The following is a 14,836-nucleotide window of genomic DNA, read 5'->3' on the forward strand; positions in this document are numbered from 1 at the left end:
TTAAATGGGCGAGCACAGAGCTCCCATGAAACTTCCGCTTTAACCCCGAATCGGAAGTCTTCTTACCGATGCCGCTGCTCTGTATCAGCAAAATGCTCCGGATCGGGACAGACGGCGACAAGCCGTTGGCCGGAATTTTACACCTCGCTAACCCTGCTCTTCTAGCGTCCGCCGCTGAAGGAACTGATATGCTGCGGGTTTACGCGTGCTTGGTGCTTGAGCATGATTGGACGATGGTGTTGCTCGCTGCCGCCATCTGTCTCGTTTCGTGCGTCACGGCTTTTCATCTCGCAGCCCAGATTGACACAATGGGCGCGCGCCGAGGACGAGGCTGGATGCTGCTGCTGGCCTTCGTCACGGGTACCGGAATATGGGCGACCCACTTCGTCGCCATGTTGGCTTACCGGCCCGGTCTTCCCACCGTCTTCCTGGCGGGCCCCACGATAGGATCGATCCTGATAGCGATCGGCGCGACGTACGCAGCTTGGTCCCTGCTATTTTCACACAGTTCGGGTCGCCTCTGGGGCGCTGGCCTCGCGTTTGCCGCCGGCATTGCGGCCATGCACTATACAGGCATGGCAGCGCTTCAGACGACCGGCCGATATAGCTATGATTATCCGCTCGCCGCAGTTTCAATCATCATCGGTTCGCTTTGCTCCATGCTGGCTGCCCGCCTGTTCGCCGCGCGGCGCGGTCGACGGCTCGGAGCGGGGGCCCTTCTCGCTTCTGCTATCTGCGCGATTCATTTTGGTTCAATGGCCGCCGTTTCGATCCGGGCGGACACCAGCGTGCGGCTACCCCCGTCTTCGATGGACGCAAACTTGCTGACCGTTTTCGTCGCGATGGGCGTGGTGACGCTGATGGCGGTCATGCTCGCGACCGCGATCTACGAAGCGCGAATGGCTCGCGCCTCCGAAGACGAAAAGCAGCGGCTCATGAATTTTACCCAGAGCGCGCTCGAAGGTCTTGTCATGCTCGATGGGGAAATGATCGTCGATGCAAACGAGACCTTCTGGTGCATCGCAGGCTACGATCCTTCGCGGCCCCCGACCGGTCTCGCGATCTCAGACATATTGCCGGATCATAGAGCCCGTCCGACGCAGGCATTGGGACCTGCTTTCTTCGAAGCCAAATTGCTGGGAACCGACGGAGCCTTCGTCGAGGTCGAGACCGCGGTCCGGACGGTCTTGATTGGGGGCGTCGCGCTCGAGTCCATCATCGTGCGCGACATAACCGAACGTAAAGCGGCGGCGGCGAAGATCGCGCACCTCGCATCGCACGATTCGCTGACCGGTGCGGGCAATCGCCTGTCTTTCATCCAGGCGCTCGATGGCGCGTTACGGCAAGCTAGTGCGACCGCGCCCATCGCGCTGCTTTGCCTCGATCTCGATCGTTTCAAGGCAGTGAACGATTTACATGGACATCCGGCCGGCGACGCGGTGCTCATCGAGACCGCGCGGCGGATACGCGGATGCCTGTCCGAGCACGAATTTCTTGCGCGCCTGGGCGGCGATGAATTCGCCATCGTCCAGCGGCGCGAAGGCCAGCCGAGCGCTGCGGGGAGCCTTGCAGCGCGTATCATCGAAACGCTCGGCAACGAGATGCGCGTCGGCGAACTCTCAATTCATTTGGGATCGAGCATCGGCATCGCGCTTTTCCCGTCCAATGCGGCCGATGCGGACGATTTGCACAAAAAGGCGGATCTGGCGCTTTATCGCGCCAAAGCAGAGGGACGCGGCACCTATTGCTTCTTCGACAGCGCAATGGATCAGCAACTCGTTCAGCGGCGTCGTCTTGAGGCCGATCTTCGAAGTGCCGTTCAGAATGGCGAGCTCCATCTCCATTATCAGCCCATCGCCTGCCTCGAGTCCGGCCGAGTAACGGGGTTCGAGGCGCTTCTTCGCTGGGATCACCCGGTTCTCGGTGCTGTTTCGCCCTCGGACTTCATTGCCCTTGCTGAGGAAAGCGGGCTTATTCTCGAAATCGGCGCGTTCGTGCTCGAGCGGGCTTGCGCCGACGCCGTCCGTTGGGAGCGGCCGCTCAAGATCGCCGTCAATATTTCGCCGGCTCAGATCGCGCAAGGCGACATCGTGGAGACTGTCCGGGGTGTTCTCGCGAAAACCGGCTTGGATGCGGACCGTCTCGAACTTGAGGTCACCGAGGGAATGCTTGTCAGCAATCCAGAGAAAGCCGTCGCGGCGCTGAGCGCCCTCCAGGCGCTCGGCATTCATATCGCGATGGACGATTTCGGCACCGGCTATTCGTCACTCGGATATTTCAGGTCTTTTCCGTTCGATCAGGTCAAAATCGACCAATCCTTCGTCAGTGGCCTGACCGAGAGCAGCGAAGCGCTTGTCATCGTGAAGGCGATCATTGGACTTGGCAAAGGCCTCGGCCTGGCGATCGTCGCAGAAGGCGTGGAGACGCCGGAGCAGATGCGCCTGCTGAAAGCGAAAGGGTGCCACAAAGCCCAGGGCTACCTCATCGGACGTCCGGCGCCGATCGAGAATTTCCAAGATATTTGCTCCTGGAGCGACGACGGGACCAACCGCGAGGATACCGGCGTGGCAAACGAGACTGCCCAGGTAAACACAAGCCGTCATCTCCGTCCGCTTCATCTTGTTTGAGGGCGAACAGACGTGCAGCGAAGACTTAAAAGCAGTGAGCTTGTAAGCTTCATGCTGCTGCTCGTGGCGTTCCTGGTCCTCGCGTTATAATTCGGGCAGGTGCGATATCGAGTGACAGCAATTGCTCGGCGCGGCAGAGTGCAAGCCTGATTTCCCCTCGCTCGGAGGCTCAATTGGCGACCGTTGCACACCCGCGGCCCGGTTACGGCCGAGACGACCGGTTCTTTCTCTTCATGGCGCTCGTCATGGCAGCCATCATAGTCGCGGGATTTTCCATGCAACTGGCGATGGGGCGCTCGAGCTTCTCGGCTCCGCCGCTCGTTCATTTTCATGCCGTCATATTCTTCGGCTGGGTCGTGATTTATGTAACGCAAAGCGCCCTCGTGACGCGCGGATCGATGCTACTTCACCGCCGGCTAGGCTGGCTCGCTGCCGCTTGGGCCGCGGTTATGGTCGGCGTCGGTATCTTCACCACCATGACGATGGCGCGTCAGGGGACCGTCCCCTTCTTTTTTCAGCCGGCCTATTTTCTGGTCATGAACTCGATGACGATGCTTTGCTTTGGCGGGCTTGTCGCGGCCGCCATCACACTTCGTAAGCGGACCGAATGGCACAGGCGCCTCCTCTTTTGCGCGATGGCTTTTCTCACCGGACCAGCGTTTGGCCGGCTGCTGCCGATGCCGCTCCTCATCCCGTTTGCCGAGTGGGCCGTGTTTGCGGCCTTGATGGTTCTGCCGCTCGTCGGCATCGTGTCGGATGTCCGGCGCCGGGGTTCGGTGCACGCCGCATGGTGGTTGGGTGTCGCCGCAATGACCGTATCGCAGACGGCGATGACGTTGATTGCTCACAGTCCGCTGGGCCTCGCCATTTATAACGAAGTGACGCGCGGGTCGCCGGGCGCGGGTGCGCCGCCATATGAATTTGCGCCTTCGCCCCAGAGCCCTTTGATTACGGGTCGCGGGTAGCAGACCCGCATATCGGAAAGTTTCTTGTTGGCTCGTGATTACTGCCTCTGCAGACCTGCCGTTTCCAGGATGACGCTGCTTGTTGACACGTGATGGGCATGCGAAGCGGCCGGGACATAATAATCACGACGATCCCGTGCAGATGTCCCGAGTATTGCGTGCCTTGACTCGTCCGGGCCGCTTCAAATTATTCCTCACCTCATTACGACCTGGCGACCCGGGAAGTTTGAGGGGCTCCTCTAGCGTAGCCATACCAAGAGGACGGAAGGGTCCCACCCCCGGTGGGACCCTTCCTCGTGTCCCGGTCCGGCAGCGAGATGCTTGTCCGGAGCGGTTCCGATCACCCATGCCTTGTTGCGATAATCGGTTGGGGGGTGCCCTCCCGCGCTTGCGCTCCTTAACATGGATCATAGGCTCAAAATTTAAGACTTGGGTGCGTAACGTGGGCCATGCGAATTCTTATAATCGATGACGAACAAGCGGTTCTGGATGCCTATCGGCACATTCTTGCTTCCGATCCGGTCGACCCTGCCTCCGATTTAGACGCGCTCGCCGACGCGCTGTTTGACGACGCTGCTCCAAATCGGTCTCCTGCGCTCGCTGCTGCAATAACCTATTGCCGACAAGGTGTGGACGGCGTCGCGGAGGTGGAAGCTGCGCTTGCGAGCGGACGACCGTTTCAGGTCGCCTTTCTCGACATCAGAATGCCGCCCGGTATCGACGGCAAGGAGACCGCGCAGCGTATTCGCGCCATCGATGCCAATATCAACCTTGTGATCGTATCCGCTTATTCGGATCACAATGTGACCGACATATCGCTGGTTGCCGGGCCACCGGACAAGATATTCTACATTTCAAAGCCTTTTGCCGCGGACGAAATCCAGCAGATGGCAGTCGCATTATCGCGTCGATGGGAGGTCGACGCCCAGCAGGTGTCGCTCCTCCACAAGAAGATCGACGAGCTCGCCGAGAGCGAAGCACGAGCAAGGCACGCGGCACTCCATGACTTCCTCACCGGCGCTCCAAATCGGCTCGCCTTCCAGCAACATCTCAACGCCAAGGTGCAGACGCAGGATAAGCGCTTCGCGCTCGCTCTGATCGATCTGGATCGGTTCAAGGTGGTCAACGACACTTTCGGTCACGGGGCCGGGGACCATTTGCTGCAAACCGTCTATGAAGCCATCCGCGAGGAGGTGCCTGCTGGCACGCTTGTCGCGAGGTTGGGCGGTGACGAATTCGGAGTCGCGATCGAGGCTGAAACGGTCGAGGCTGCGGAGGAGCTCTGCCAGCGGATCATCGGCCGATGCGCTCGGACGATGATCATATTCGGCAACAGCGTGCAGATCGGCGCTTCGATCGGGATGATCTGGCTTGCGGACTTCATCGGCCGGGACGCAAACGATGTGCTGCGTTTTGCCGACATCGCGTTGTACGAAGCGAAGCGTCGCGGCAGGCAGCAATATTGCCGGTTCGACGCTGCGCTCGATGCGAGCACGCAGTTTCGGCAGACCGTCGAATCGGCACTTCGTCTGGCTGTCGCCAACGACGAGCTCACGGTCCACTATCAACCGATTATCGAGCGCGACAGCCTGGTCGCGATTGGGTTCGAGGCGCTTCTGCGCTGGCAAAGCCCGCTCCATGGGGAAATACCGCCGGCGGTGTTCATTCCGATCGCCGAGGAGACCGGTCTTATTCATGAGCTGGGGGACTGGATCCTTCGGCAGGCGCTGACCGACAGTCTCGGCTGGCCCGAGTTCATCGTGTCGATCAACTTCTCGGCTGCGCAGTTCAAACGAACGGATTTTGTCGAGAATATTTGCTCTGCGGCTCGCAGCCTGGCTGTGCCTTTTGAGCGCATTCAGATCGAAGTGACTGAAACAGCGATGTTCGAGGACATTGATCGCGCCTCTTCGACCCTGTCCACACTCCAGTCGCTTGGCTTCCGTGTGGCCTTGGACGACTTCGGGACCGGCTATTCCAACCTCCTGAGCGTGAAGAATTTCGCGATCGACTGCATCAAGATCGACAAAAGCTTTGTCGATGGTCTGGGCACCGAGTCCGAATCTGCCGCGATCGTCAACGCGATCACGCATCTCGCGCGGGGCCTTGGCCTCAGCGTCACCGCGGAAGGCGTTGAAACCGACATGCAGTGCCAGGCTCTTCGGCTGATCGGTTGCTCGCATATGCAGGGCTATTTGTTCGGCAAGGGCGTGCCGCTTGCAGAGGCCAATGAATATTATCTGGCCTATCGCGACGCGGACCGGCGCGTCGTGGCGGATAGCTCCCCCTATTCGGCAAGAGCGGTTCGTTGAACCGGCTTGAGGGGCTCCGAGAGACGCTTGCCCGTTTCTTTTCCGGCTCCCTCGGGCGGCGACTTGGCCTCAATCTTTTTGCATACAGCCTTGTTGGACTCGCTGCCATTCTGCTTCTGCTTGGAAGCGTCATCGACCACCGTTTCTCGCAGCTTGAGCAGAAGGAAATCGATGGGCATGTCGAACGCACCAAATCGATGCTCGACGGCTTCGAGCAGACAGCTCTGACGCGTGCGCTTGACTGGGCCGTCTGGGATGAAAGTTATGATTATCTAGCTTCGCCCAGCGCGGACTACGAGTCCGGCAATCTGAACTTGAGTTCGATGCAGAATATCGAAATTTCCGGCATGAGCTTGGTGCGGTTCGACGGTTCGTTTCGAAAGACTGTCTATTTCGATCTCGGATCGGGAAGATCCGACGCTGCGGCTGCCGCCGCGTTCGAGCGGACAATCATGGCTCCTGCTTTCGCCAAGGCGATGCGCGACGCAGCAACCAAGACCGGCTTCGTGCAGGTCGAGGATCGGACGCTCGTGATTGCCGCCGCCCAGATATTCCGAAGCGATGAATCTGGGCCGCCGCTAGGTTATCTCGTCATGGGCAAGGAGCTGAAGGACGCGGACATCGCAGAAGCCTTGCAACTTCCTGCCCGCATTCGTGTCAACGCGCCACACGATGCGCCTGTTGTCACGCAAACGGCGGAACGAGTGATGATCGTCGAGCCGATCGAAAATATTGGTGGCGCCGCCGGGGCGGCCGTTCACTTCTCCGTGCCGCGTTCCCTTCATCAGGAGGGATTGAATCTCCTCTGGATTACCATGGGAGGCGTGGGACTCTTGCTGACCATCATGATCATCCTGCTCAACTGGCGCTTGCGCGCCGTCCTCATTCGCCCGGTCGCGGCTTTCCAGGCGCATGTGTCTCGAATATCGCGGAGCGGCGATCTCGCCCACTATGAGGATGAACGCCGCGACGAGCTCGGAGCGCTATACCGTGAATTCAACCTCATGACGGACGAACTGGAGAGCCTCCGTTCGAGAGTTGAAGCGCAGAGCTTTGCGATCGGCAAGAACGACAGTGCGACCGACATCATGCACAATGTCCGCAACGCCATCAGCCCGGTCCAGGCTATTCTGGGCAAGCTTGATCAGCGGCTCCAGTTTCCTGCGGAGTCTAACGTCAGACGCGCGCTGGACGAGCTTGAGCAAGATCAGATGCCCCTGGATCGGCGCGCCAAGCTGCTGGCGTTCGTGAAGGCGGCATTCGTTAAGCTTCAGACCGACTTGGCACAGCACCGCTGCGATGTGCATGAAGCGCTCCGCAGTGTCGGTCATGTCGATGAAGCGATCACGTCCGCCCAATCGTTCGGCTCCGCCGGCGGCGAGGCACCGGCTGAATGCGACCTCACCTCCGTGATTGGCGCGTCCTGCGCGATTGCCCGGCACAGCTCCGTGGCTGATGTGACCGTTGAATTTGCCACCGACGAACGGTTCCGGGTGGCTTTGCCGCGCGTGCTGCTGGCGCAGATCATCGACAATTTATTGACTAACGCTGTCGAGGCCATTGCAGCGACGGCTCGGAGCCACGGCGAAATTCTGATCAAGGCAGCGCGTGACCAGGTTTCCGACCGCCTCGTCCGCGTGGTCATAAAGGACAATGGCGACGGCTTTCCCCCGGATAGCGCGGCTTCGATATTTGAGCGAGGCCACTCGGGCCGCGGCAAGAAGCAGGGCGGCATTGGCCTCCATTGGTGCGCCAACACGCTAAACGCGTGCGGAGGCTCGATCAGATTGTCCAGCGAGGGCAGCGGGAAGGGATCGACCGCGGAGATTTTGTTACCGCTCGCGACATTTAAGCTCGCTGTTGCAGATCAGCCTTTAGCTGAGGATCAATCTTCAGTCGCGAATGCCGCCTGACGTGGCGCGTGTCGGCAATATTCGCGGCGTAGCGATTGTGGCCTTGCTCGTGATGTCATTCCCCGCAGCCGTTTGGGCTGAAGAAACGGCGGTCGATACCGACACGCTGGACGCGTCATTCACTTTATCCGCCGTCTCTGACTATCGCTACCGTGGGTTGTCGCTGAGCAACAAAAAACCCGCGTTGCAGGCTGAATTCTCGGTAAGCCACGATAGCGGGGTCTACACCCGGTTCTGGGGTTCCACGATTGCCGATAACGGAGGGTCCGATATCGAGACCCAGGTCACCGTCGGTTATTATGCTGAATTCGGGGCGTTCAACGCAGACGCTCAAGCGGCATACTATATCTATCCCGGCGCAGCGGGCGACAATTATGGTGAGGTAGCCCTGCGCCTAGGGCGTTCCTTTGGCTCGGCGGAGCTCGGAGCTACGGTCTCATATGCGCCCCGCCAACGACATATCGGGGGCGAAGATAACCTCTATACCGGTCTGGATGCGAGCGTTCCTCTATTCGGCGAGCTGCTCACGCTTTCCGGCAACTTTGGAGTCGAAGACGGCGCGTTCGGCAACAGAAAGCTGGACTGGTCGGTGGGGGTAAGCGGCCGGGCGGACCGTTTTCTGCTGGGTCTCGCCTACGTTGATACAAGCCGAACATTCGGAGATCGCCTCGGTGAACCAAGCATGGTGGCTTCCGTCTCCGCGACTTTTTAAACTGCTGTCGCTAACGAGCCTCCATTATATACGGGGGCCAGTAATTTCTTCGACGATTAGCGGCGGGTTAAATCCCAAATGAATGTCCGCTACCGGGTTCGCGCCTAGGACCAGGCGATCCGAGACCGGCCACGTTTGGCAAACTGCCACGAAGTGAAGGAGCACCGTCCAACCGCCGCGTTCCCAAAATGGTGAAATCCCGCACAACCGCTATAGCGGCGCTCCGGCGCGGGAATGATCCCGGCTGACCTATGGAGATACGTATGAACCACGCCGAACTGTCGGATAGCGTTGCAGCATCGCTTAGCTTGAGCAAGGCGGAGGCCAAGAAGGCGGTGGACGCTGTTTTCGCCGCGATTACCGATGCCGCCGCAAAGGGAGACGAAGTTTCGGTCAACGGATTCGGAAAGTTCAAAATCAAGGCCACACCCGCGCGCGAAGGGCGCAACCCATCGACAGGCGAAACGATCCAGATCAAGGCGGCGAAAAAGCTGACCTTCGGTCCGGCCAAGGCCGTCAAGGATCGCCTGAACGGCTAAATCGGAAAGAGGTCCCGTCGGTGTTCGCCGGCGGGACAAATCTTTCAATCGAGACCGACCGGCGAGCGAAGTTTGAGGTCGGTCTCTTGTTCCTCTGAGGCGTTAGCCGCCTCGTCGTCTCGCACGGGCGACGCCCTGATTTCGCTCGGCTGCGGATCTTTTTCCTGAGCTTCGATCTTTTCGCTGCATCCCGCGATCGATACCAGCGCCGGGACCAACAACAGATATCTAGTTTGCATCGCCACCTCCGCATCTGCAGTGCGATTGTCGGCCAGGGCCGGGTCACCGCGCTGCCGGGGAATCCGCGACGAGCTTTTTGGTTCCCGCGTGAGCGCTACGTGAGGACATTGCTCGCATCTCGCCTTCGCTGGACGATTGGCCCGAAAAATCTACGCCTGAAACCCGCTCGGCAACACGCGGCCAGATCACGATGTAGGTCGAGCAGCCCATGCAATGGTACTGCCTGCGAACGAGAAGCACGGCAGGACGTTTAGCGGCAGTAGTTCCTCGACGTTCCCAGTCGCGCAGGTTGTCGGCTCCATCTCCCGAGAGCTGTGAGACATGCAGTCTCAGGAGATGGAGTTGGATGCGGTACGCGAAACGGCGTCTGAAGTTCCCGAAACTTCCAATATTTTAGAGTGTATTTCGCATATTTTATAGTATTGTACGAATGTTATCACGTATTCCAAAATAAAAGATAGGCTCTTTAAAAGTTGTGAATGATTTCTGAATAATCCATTCAGGATTGAGACAATATCTGGGGCGCTCAAGGGCGGCATGCTTGGGGGCCGTGTGGAGAAATCAGATGAAAACCTTTCTATTAAGCCTGGCCATTTCGGCCGCGGCGATAACGGGCCCTGCGGCTGCGCAGACTCCGGACAATCGGTATCACGACCGGCCCGGAAGCTATCGCGATGACGACGGTGGCCGCGGAAACATGTCTGCCCGCATCGAGCAGTTGCGCGAACGCATCGAGACAGGCGTCCAATCGGGCGCGATCAGCCGCCGCGAAGCCCTGTCACTGCGCTCCTCCCTCCGCTCGCTAACCCAACTGGAGCGCCGCTATAATCGAAACGGCCTGAACAACGAGGAACGGCAGGATCTCCAGAGGCGGTTGCGCTCGCTCCGGCAGGAAGTGCGCCAAGCCGACACTGGCGCGCGGGGAAGCTACGACGACTGGGATCACCAGAGTGGGGGTGACGACGACCGCTATGATGATCGGGACGGCGACCGGGACAATGGGCGCGGATATGATCGCGACGATAACAGGTACGACGATAGCGATGACAGATACCGCGAGCCCGAACAGCGCGGCGGACTCGGCGGCGTGATCGACGGCGTGTTGGGTCGAAATTCTGCAACATTGGAGGTTGGGCAGCGCGCGCCGTCGGATCTTTACGGCGTTCCTTATGAATATCGCGACCGGTACCGCGACACCGACCAAAGCTATTTTCGCTCGGACGGACGGCAGATTTATCAGATCGATGCAAGAACCCAGGCCGTGGTCCGCATTCACGCGATGAACCGATAAGCCTCACGATATTCCCGTCCGGTCGCAGGGCCGGCCGGGATTATCAATTGTGTTGGAGAACGTGGAGCATCTCGTTTACTCCGAGAGAGCTGGCGGTCCGAACCGCGGCTTTTGTCAGCCCCGGCGCAATGCCCATCAGGGCAAAGGCCAATGTCGGCGATCCATGCTTGCTCATGAATGTCTCGTTCAGCCGTCGTTAGGCCCGTCAGGATTATCGCTCTGCGTTCAAAGAAGGAGACGGGCCATGAAGAAATATATTGCTGCCGCGGTTCTCGCGGCCGTTGCCATCCCCAGTGCTCCGGCACTTGCCGACCCGCCGCCTTGGGCGCCCGCACATGGCAAGCGCGCCAAGGATCGCGGGCTGTACGACGGGTCTGGCCGATATTATGAGCCGCGTCGTCTGTCGCAAAACGACCGCATCTGGCGAGCGAAGGATGGACGTTATTACTGTCGCCGCGACAATGGCACGACCGGGCTGATCATCGGCGCCGCCGTTGGCGCGCTCGTTGGACGCGAGCTCGATGGCGGCCGCGACCGGACGGTCGGGACGATCATTGGCGCGGCCGGCGGCGGTTTATTGGGGCGCGCCATCGATCGCGGTGAACTCAAATGCCGCTGAACTGAATGGGCGGCGCGGGAGGGACCAGTCTGCCCGCGCCGCCCTCTTGGTGCCGCGCGCTGTGGGGAACGCGCCGCACCCATTGTCTATTCAAAAATATACTGATCACGAAGGCGCTGCCTGTTTGTAATACGGAGACCGGGCACCCCAGCACGATCGAGCATTCGCCGCCATGCGGCAAGCTCCTCGCGGCTGAGACGATATTGCTCGCAGGCTTCTTCGAAGTCCAATAGCCCACCGTCTATCGCCGACAGAACCTCGGCCTTGCGGCGAGCCGTCCAATAGGTTGTCGAGGACGATGGTAAATCGTCCAGTGTGACCGGGCCCAGCGGTCCGGAGACCGATGTCGGCTTTATCTTTAAATCGAGCACCGCGAACTCTCCATTCGCACGGCTGAAGCCGCTTGCATGCCCCCCGCAATAAAACTGCGCCGATAAGGTTAACAAAATCTTGCCATCTGCGGATCGATGCGACCAACGGTTGATCGCATTAGGGGTACTGCCGCGACCGACAATGTGTCGCGGCGTGTCTGCTTTCCTTGATTTTCGACAAAAAGCGGAACGTCTGAAAACGGCCAACTTTTGCCGTGTAGGGGTAGGGCGACGACGCGCATGATTGCGGTTAGTCGGCAGTGCAATTGCGAATCTCAAGTGCTTCCGCCTGTTTGGACCGCGCTATCCTGTCACCGGGGTTGCGCTAAGGCGTGTCCAAGCCTCTGCCCGCACGGCAATTCATGCCCTTTCCAGCCGGATAATAATCGACATATCGGGCAAATTCTGGCGCTAATCTGCGGATACCGCCCGCCCTTTCGCGCAAATACACGGATCGCCGTTCTGTTAAAATCTGGAATTCGCTTTTATTTTTCGAATATGCTGTTACTAAGCCTGTGCTTACGTCGCATGCGACGGATAATCGGCAGCTTTATGCCACCCCTTTATCCCTTTCTAGCACTATTGAAGCCGGGATGCGCCGCTGTTGGCGTATGCCCGTCATACTTGGGATAAAGGATACCCATATGACTACCGGAACTGTGAAATTTTTTAACGCCGACAAGGGCTATGGCTTTATCGCGCCGAACGACGGCGGCCAGGATGCATTCGTGCACATCTCGGCCGTTGAACGTGCCGGTATGAGTACCCTCCAAAAAGATCAGAGCGTATCGTACGAACTGGAGACCGATCAGCGAGGCAAGACCTCGGCAGTGAACCTCCAGGCTGCATGATCTCTTGGCGGCGGGCTGCATGAGCGTCCGCCGCCATTTATATGTGCCTCAGCGATGTCGCCTATGACGTGGGCGAGTGATGGCCGAAAATCCGCCATGCGTGGCACGCCCTCATTTGGTTTAGGCGAACGGCCCTCCGGCCGCGCCAACAACGATCGATGAGACGTCTAACAACTATCTCGGTGACGTCGGGCGCGGGAGCAATCCCCCTTTCGTGTCGAGCATCGGCATCACGCTTGCCCGCATCGTAACCGCTCATAGCGTGACAAGCGAAGCGGGGCAGCCCTTTCGGAATTAAAAGCCTTTGGCAAAAGAAGAACTGCTGACGATTGAAGGCATCATTGAGGAAATTCTTCCCGATGGACGCTTCGCCGTTCGGCTCGATAACGAGCACAAGATCATTGCTTATACGGCCGGCAAGATGCGCAAATTTCGCATCCGCTCGGTTGTCGGCGACCGGGTGCATCTCGAAATGACGCCCTACGATCTCACCAAGGGTCGGATCGTTTTTCGTGAGCGCGACGCCAGCCAGGCTGGTGCCGCGAAACGGCGCACGAATTTCAGAAAATAGACAAGCGCGGCCAAGGCCACGGACGAGGACAATATGCATAATTCAAACGCGGGTCGCTGCGGCTTTCGCATGACCAAAATTTTCACCAACACCGGCTCGAACCGCCGTGCCTCTACGCAAAACAATGGCACGGGCCAGTTGGCTACCGAAGATCTTCGCCTTCTCGTGGCCGCGATGGTCGACTGAATGCGACTGCAAACGGGGAGGACCCCATAATGCAAGGCTACAAAGAACCGAGTTTTCAGGACCGCATGGCGGTCGCGCAAAATGCGAAAAACAAGGCGCTCAAGCAGATGAACAGCAGAGCTGCTGTCGATCCCGCTGAACGAGATCGCCGCATCGCAGAGCGAGCCGCCAAGGATGATGCGCAGCAGATCAAACGCGCCGCGGCTCAAGAGGCGAAGAAGGCCGTTCAGGCCACCAAGGATTTGGCCAGGCGTGAAGAGGCTCGTTTCGCGGCTGAGGCAGCACTTGCCGAGCCGCCGCGGGTCCTTGATGAGGCTGAATTGAAATCGGCGCGAGATGTACGGTACGCGGCGCGCAAGGCGCGCAAGACGCGACGATCCTGAAGATTATCCCGTCGCGGCGATCTTCGCCGGATGGTGACAGGGGCCACTGTCATTTCTTCAGCCCTGCCAGATCCGTCAACCGCTCTTTCGTGGTGAGAGCCGGGAATAAAAGGATTCCAGATGAATGATATTCCCAGCCTTGTCGCGATGAACCTCATTGAGGCTCACGAGGCGTCGGACGTTTCCGCGATCAATGGAATTGTCAGCCTCGCCAACATCCTGCGCAAGCGGGGCCTCCTGACCGACGCTGAGGCATCGGCCATGTATGAGAGCATGAGCTTGCCACTCGGGCTACCTAAATATGCCGAAAACCCAGAGGTCCAGGACCTTCAGGCAAACCTTGACCGACTGTTTGCGGTGGTCATGGAACCTGAATAACGGGGGCGGGGCAGGCGCGTTCGAGCAGGGGCAACGCTCATACTCCGGCGCTATGGGCTCGGGCAGGCTCGCTAATCAAGGTCTGCAGAGCCTTGGTTTGCGCCCATTTGGAACCTTAGGTTTCTGCTTCGCGTTGCGAGTGGATCCCATCGCGGACGGCGTGCGAGCCCACCCGGGCTAGTCCAGTCTGGTTTGGGCAAAGGACCGCAGTGGGAAATCAGACCATACTCGTAGCAGAAGACGAGTTTCTTATCCGCTTCGTTCTTACCGACGTCCTGAGAGACGCCGGATACCTGGTTGTGGAGGCGCGCGACGGCGAAGAAGGGTTGGCAATCCTTCTGTCTGGCCAAGCGATCGATCTGATCGTTACCGACGTTCGCATGCCCGGTGCCATCGACGGCATGGAACTTGCGCGCCGCTCCAAGGTGTTAGATCCGGCGCGCTGCGTCATTGTTTGCTCAGGGCACCTGCTAGCCGAGGAATCCGACCCCGCAGATGCTTTTATGGCAAAACCTTATGCCACCGCGGCGCTTCTCGAAATCGTGGAGCGGCTCATGGAGAAAAGTGTCCAGCCGCGCACGATCTGAATACTCGGATCGCCACGCCACCCTTCCGAAGACCGTGTCGACGGCCATAGCGGGCTCGATCAGGCGAGATAAGCCATGCCGGCAGCGGCGCGCGCATCGCGTGCGGCTTCGGCGACGCGTTCGCGGCTGTCACGCGCGCTCTCGGTTTGAACCGCGCGCTGCGCCATCTCGCCCCATGCGATCGCCGCGCGAAGGTTGCGGTCGCGGACCTGTGTCAGCTTGGACGCGGTGGCATCGGCCGTGCATTTATCGGCCTGAGCTTGGTAGAAGTCACTTGTCGCAGACATTGCA

16 protein-coding genes are annotated in these 14,836 nt (G+C 59.3%); 13 read left to right on the plus strand and 3 right to left on the minus strand.

All coding sequences use genetic code 11. From position 1 onward, the window contains the following. Nucleotides 1-188 precede the first annotated feature (188 nt). The 6 genes from AC3A43_RS03640 (at nt 189) to AC3A43_RS03665 (ending at nt 9,068) form a co-directional block, all read left to right on the plus strand. Nucleotides 189-2,627 carry a bifunctional diguanylate cyclase/phosphodiesterase gene (locus AC3A43_RS03640; protein ID WP_487791173.1) on the plus strand — a complete coding sequence of 813 codons (2,439 nt, stop codon included), beginning with the start codon at nt 189-191 and terminating at the stop codon, nt 2,625-2,627. A gap of 245 nt (nt 2,628-2,872) precedes the next feature. After that, the gene (locus AC3A43_RS03645; protein ID WP_487791174.1) at nt 2,873-3,592 is read left to right on the plus strand and encodes a hypothetical protein; all 720 of its coding nucleotides are present in this window, start codon (nt 2,873-2,875) and stop codon (nt 3,590-3,592) included. A gap of 449 nt (nt 3,593-4,041) precedes the next feature. Beyond that, nucleotides 4,042-5,904: a GGDEF/EAL domain-containing response regulator gene (locus tag AC3A43_RS03650; protein ID WP_487791175.1), complete on the plus strand. Its 1,863-nt coding sequence runs from the start codon at nt 4,042-4,044 to the stop codon at nt 5,902-5,904. Further along, a complete protein-coding gene (locus tag AC3A43_RS03655; protein ID WP_487791176.1) occupies nt 5,901-7,817 on the plus strand; it encodes a sensor histidine kinase in 1,917 nt (638 codons plus the stop codon). The genes AC3A43_RS03650 and AC3A43_RS03655 overlap by 4 nt, the downstream gene beginning before the upstream one ends. Nucleotide 7,818: 1 nt before the next feature. Beyond that, the gene (locus tag AC3A43_RS03660) at nt 7,819-8,529 is read left to right on the plus strand and encodes a TorF family putative porin (RefSeq protein WP_487791177.1); all 711 of its coding nucleotides are present in this window, start codon (nt 7,819-7,821) and stop codon (nt 8,527-8,529) included. Between the two features lie 263 nt (nt 8,530-8,792). Beyond that, on the plus strand, nt 8,793-9,068 hold the full coding sequence (locus AC3A43_RS03665; RefSeq protein ID WP_487791178.1) for an HU family DNA-binding protein: 276 nt from the start codon (nt 8,793-8,795) through the stop codon (nt 9,066-9,068). Between the two features lie 44 nt (nt 9,069-9,112). Here the strand turns inward: AC3A43_RS03665 and AC3A43_RS03670 are convergent, their stop codons facing one another. Next, nucleotides 9,113-9,307, minus strand: coding sequence for a hypothetical protein (locus AC3A43_RS03670; protein ID WP_487791179.1), 195 nt, complete (start codon nt 9,305-9,307; stop codon nt 9,113-9,115). Nucleotides 9,308-9,873: 566 nt separating this feature from the next. Between AC3A43_RS03670 and AC3A43_RS03675 the strand changes: the two genes are divergently transcribed. Together AC3A43_RS03675 and AC3A43_RS03680 are read left to right on the plus strand one after the other, a co-directional pair. Next, nucleotides 9,874-10,599, plus strand: coding sequence for a hypothetical protein (locus AC3A43_RS03675; protein WP_487791180.1), 726 nt, complete (start codon nt 9,874-9,876; stop codon nt 10,597-10,599). A gap of 244 nt (nt 10,600-10,843) precedes the next feature. After that, nucleotides 10,844-11,218: a glycine zipper 2TM domain-containing protein gene (locus AC3A43_RS03680; RefSeq protein ID WP_487791181.1), complete on the plus strand. Its 375-nt coding sequence runs from the start codon at nt 10,844-10,846 to the stop codon at nt 11,216-11,218. An 86-nt stretch (nt 11,219-11,304) separates the two neighbouring features. Here the strand turns inward: AC3A43_RS03680 and sciP are convergent, their stop codons facing one another. Beyond that, nucleotides 11,305-11,589 carry a CtrA inhibitor SciP gene (sciP, locus tag AC3A43_RS03685; protein WP_487791182.1) on the minus strand — a complete coding sequence of 95 codons (285 nt, stop codon included), beginning with the start codon at nt 11,587-11,589 and terminating at the stop codon, nt 11,305-11,307. 644 nt (nt 11,590-12,233) lie between these two features. Here sciP and AC3A43_RS03690 point away from each other — a divergent pair. From AC3A43_RS03690 to AC3A43_RS03710, 5 genes are all read left to right on the plus strand, one after another. After that, complete coding sequence (locus AC3A43_RS03690) at nt 12,234-12,440, plus strand: cold-shock protein (RefSeq protein WP_039580950.1); 207 nt, start codon at nt 12,234-12,236, stop codon at nt 12,438-12,440. Between the two features lie 304 nt (nt 12,441-12,744). Next, complete coding sequence (gene infA, locus AC3A43_RS03695) at nt 12,745-13,011, plus strand: translation initiation factor IF-1 (protein ID WP_487791183.1); 267 nt, start codon at nt 12,745-12,747, stop codon at nt 13,009-13,011. Nucleotides 13,012-13,226: 215 nt separating this feature from the next. Then, a complete protein-coding gene (locus AC3A43_RS03700; protein ID WP_487791184.1) occupies nt 13,227-13,580 on the plus strand; it encodes a DUF6481 family protein in 354 nt (117 codons plus the stop codon). 120 nt (nt 13,581-13,700) lie between these two features. Next, entirely contained in the window at nt 13,701-13,958 is a 258-nt protein-coding gene (locus tag AC3A43_RS03705; RefSeq protein ID WP_487791185.1) for a hypothetical protein, read from the plus strand. Between the two features lie 209 nt (nt 13,959-14,167). After that, nucleotides 14,168-14,545: a response regulator gene (locus AC3A43_RS03710; protein ID WP_487791186.1), complete on the plus strand. Its 378-nt coding sequence runs from the start codon at nt 14,168-14,170 to the stop codon at nt 14,543-14,545. Between the two features lie 59 nt (nt 14,546-14,604). Here the strand turns inward: AC3A43_RS03710 and AC3A43_RS03715 are convergent, their stop codons facing one another. Beyond that, entirely contained in the window at nt 14,605-14,832 is a 228-nt protein-coding gene (locus AC3A43_RS03715; RefSeq protein ID WP_487791187.1) for a hypothetical protein, read from the minus strand. Between the last annotated feature and the right edge of the window lie 4 nt (nt 14,833-14,836).

Source organism: Sphingopyxis sp. Soil_C_28, assembly GCF_057657055.1.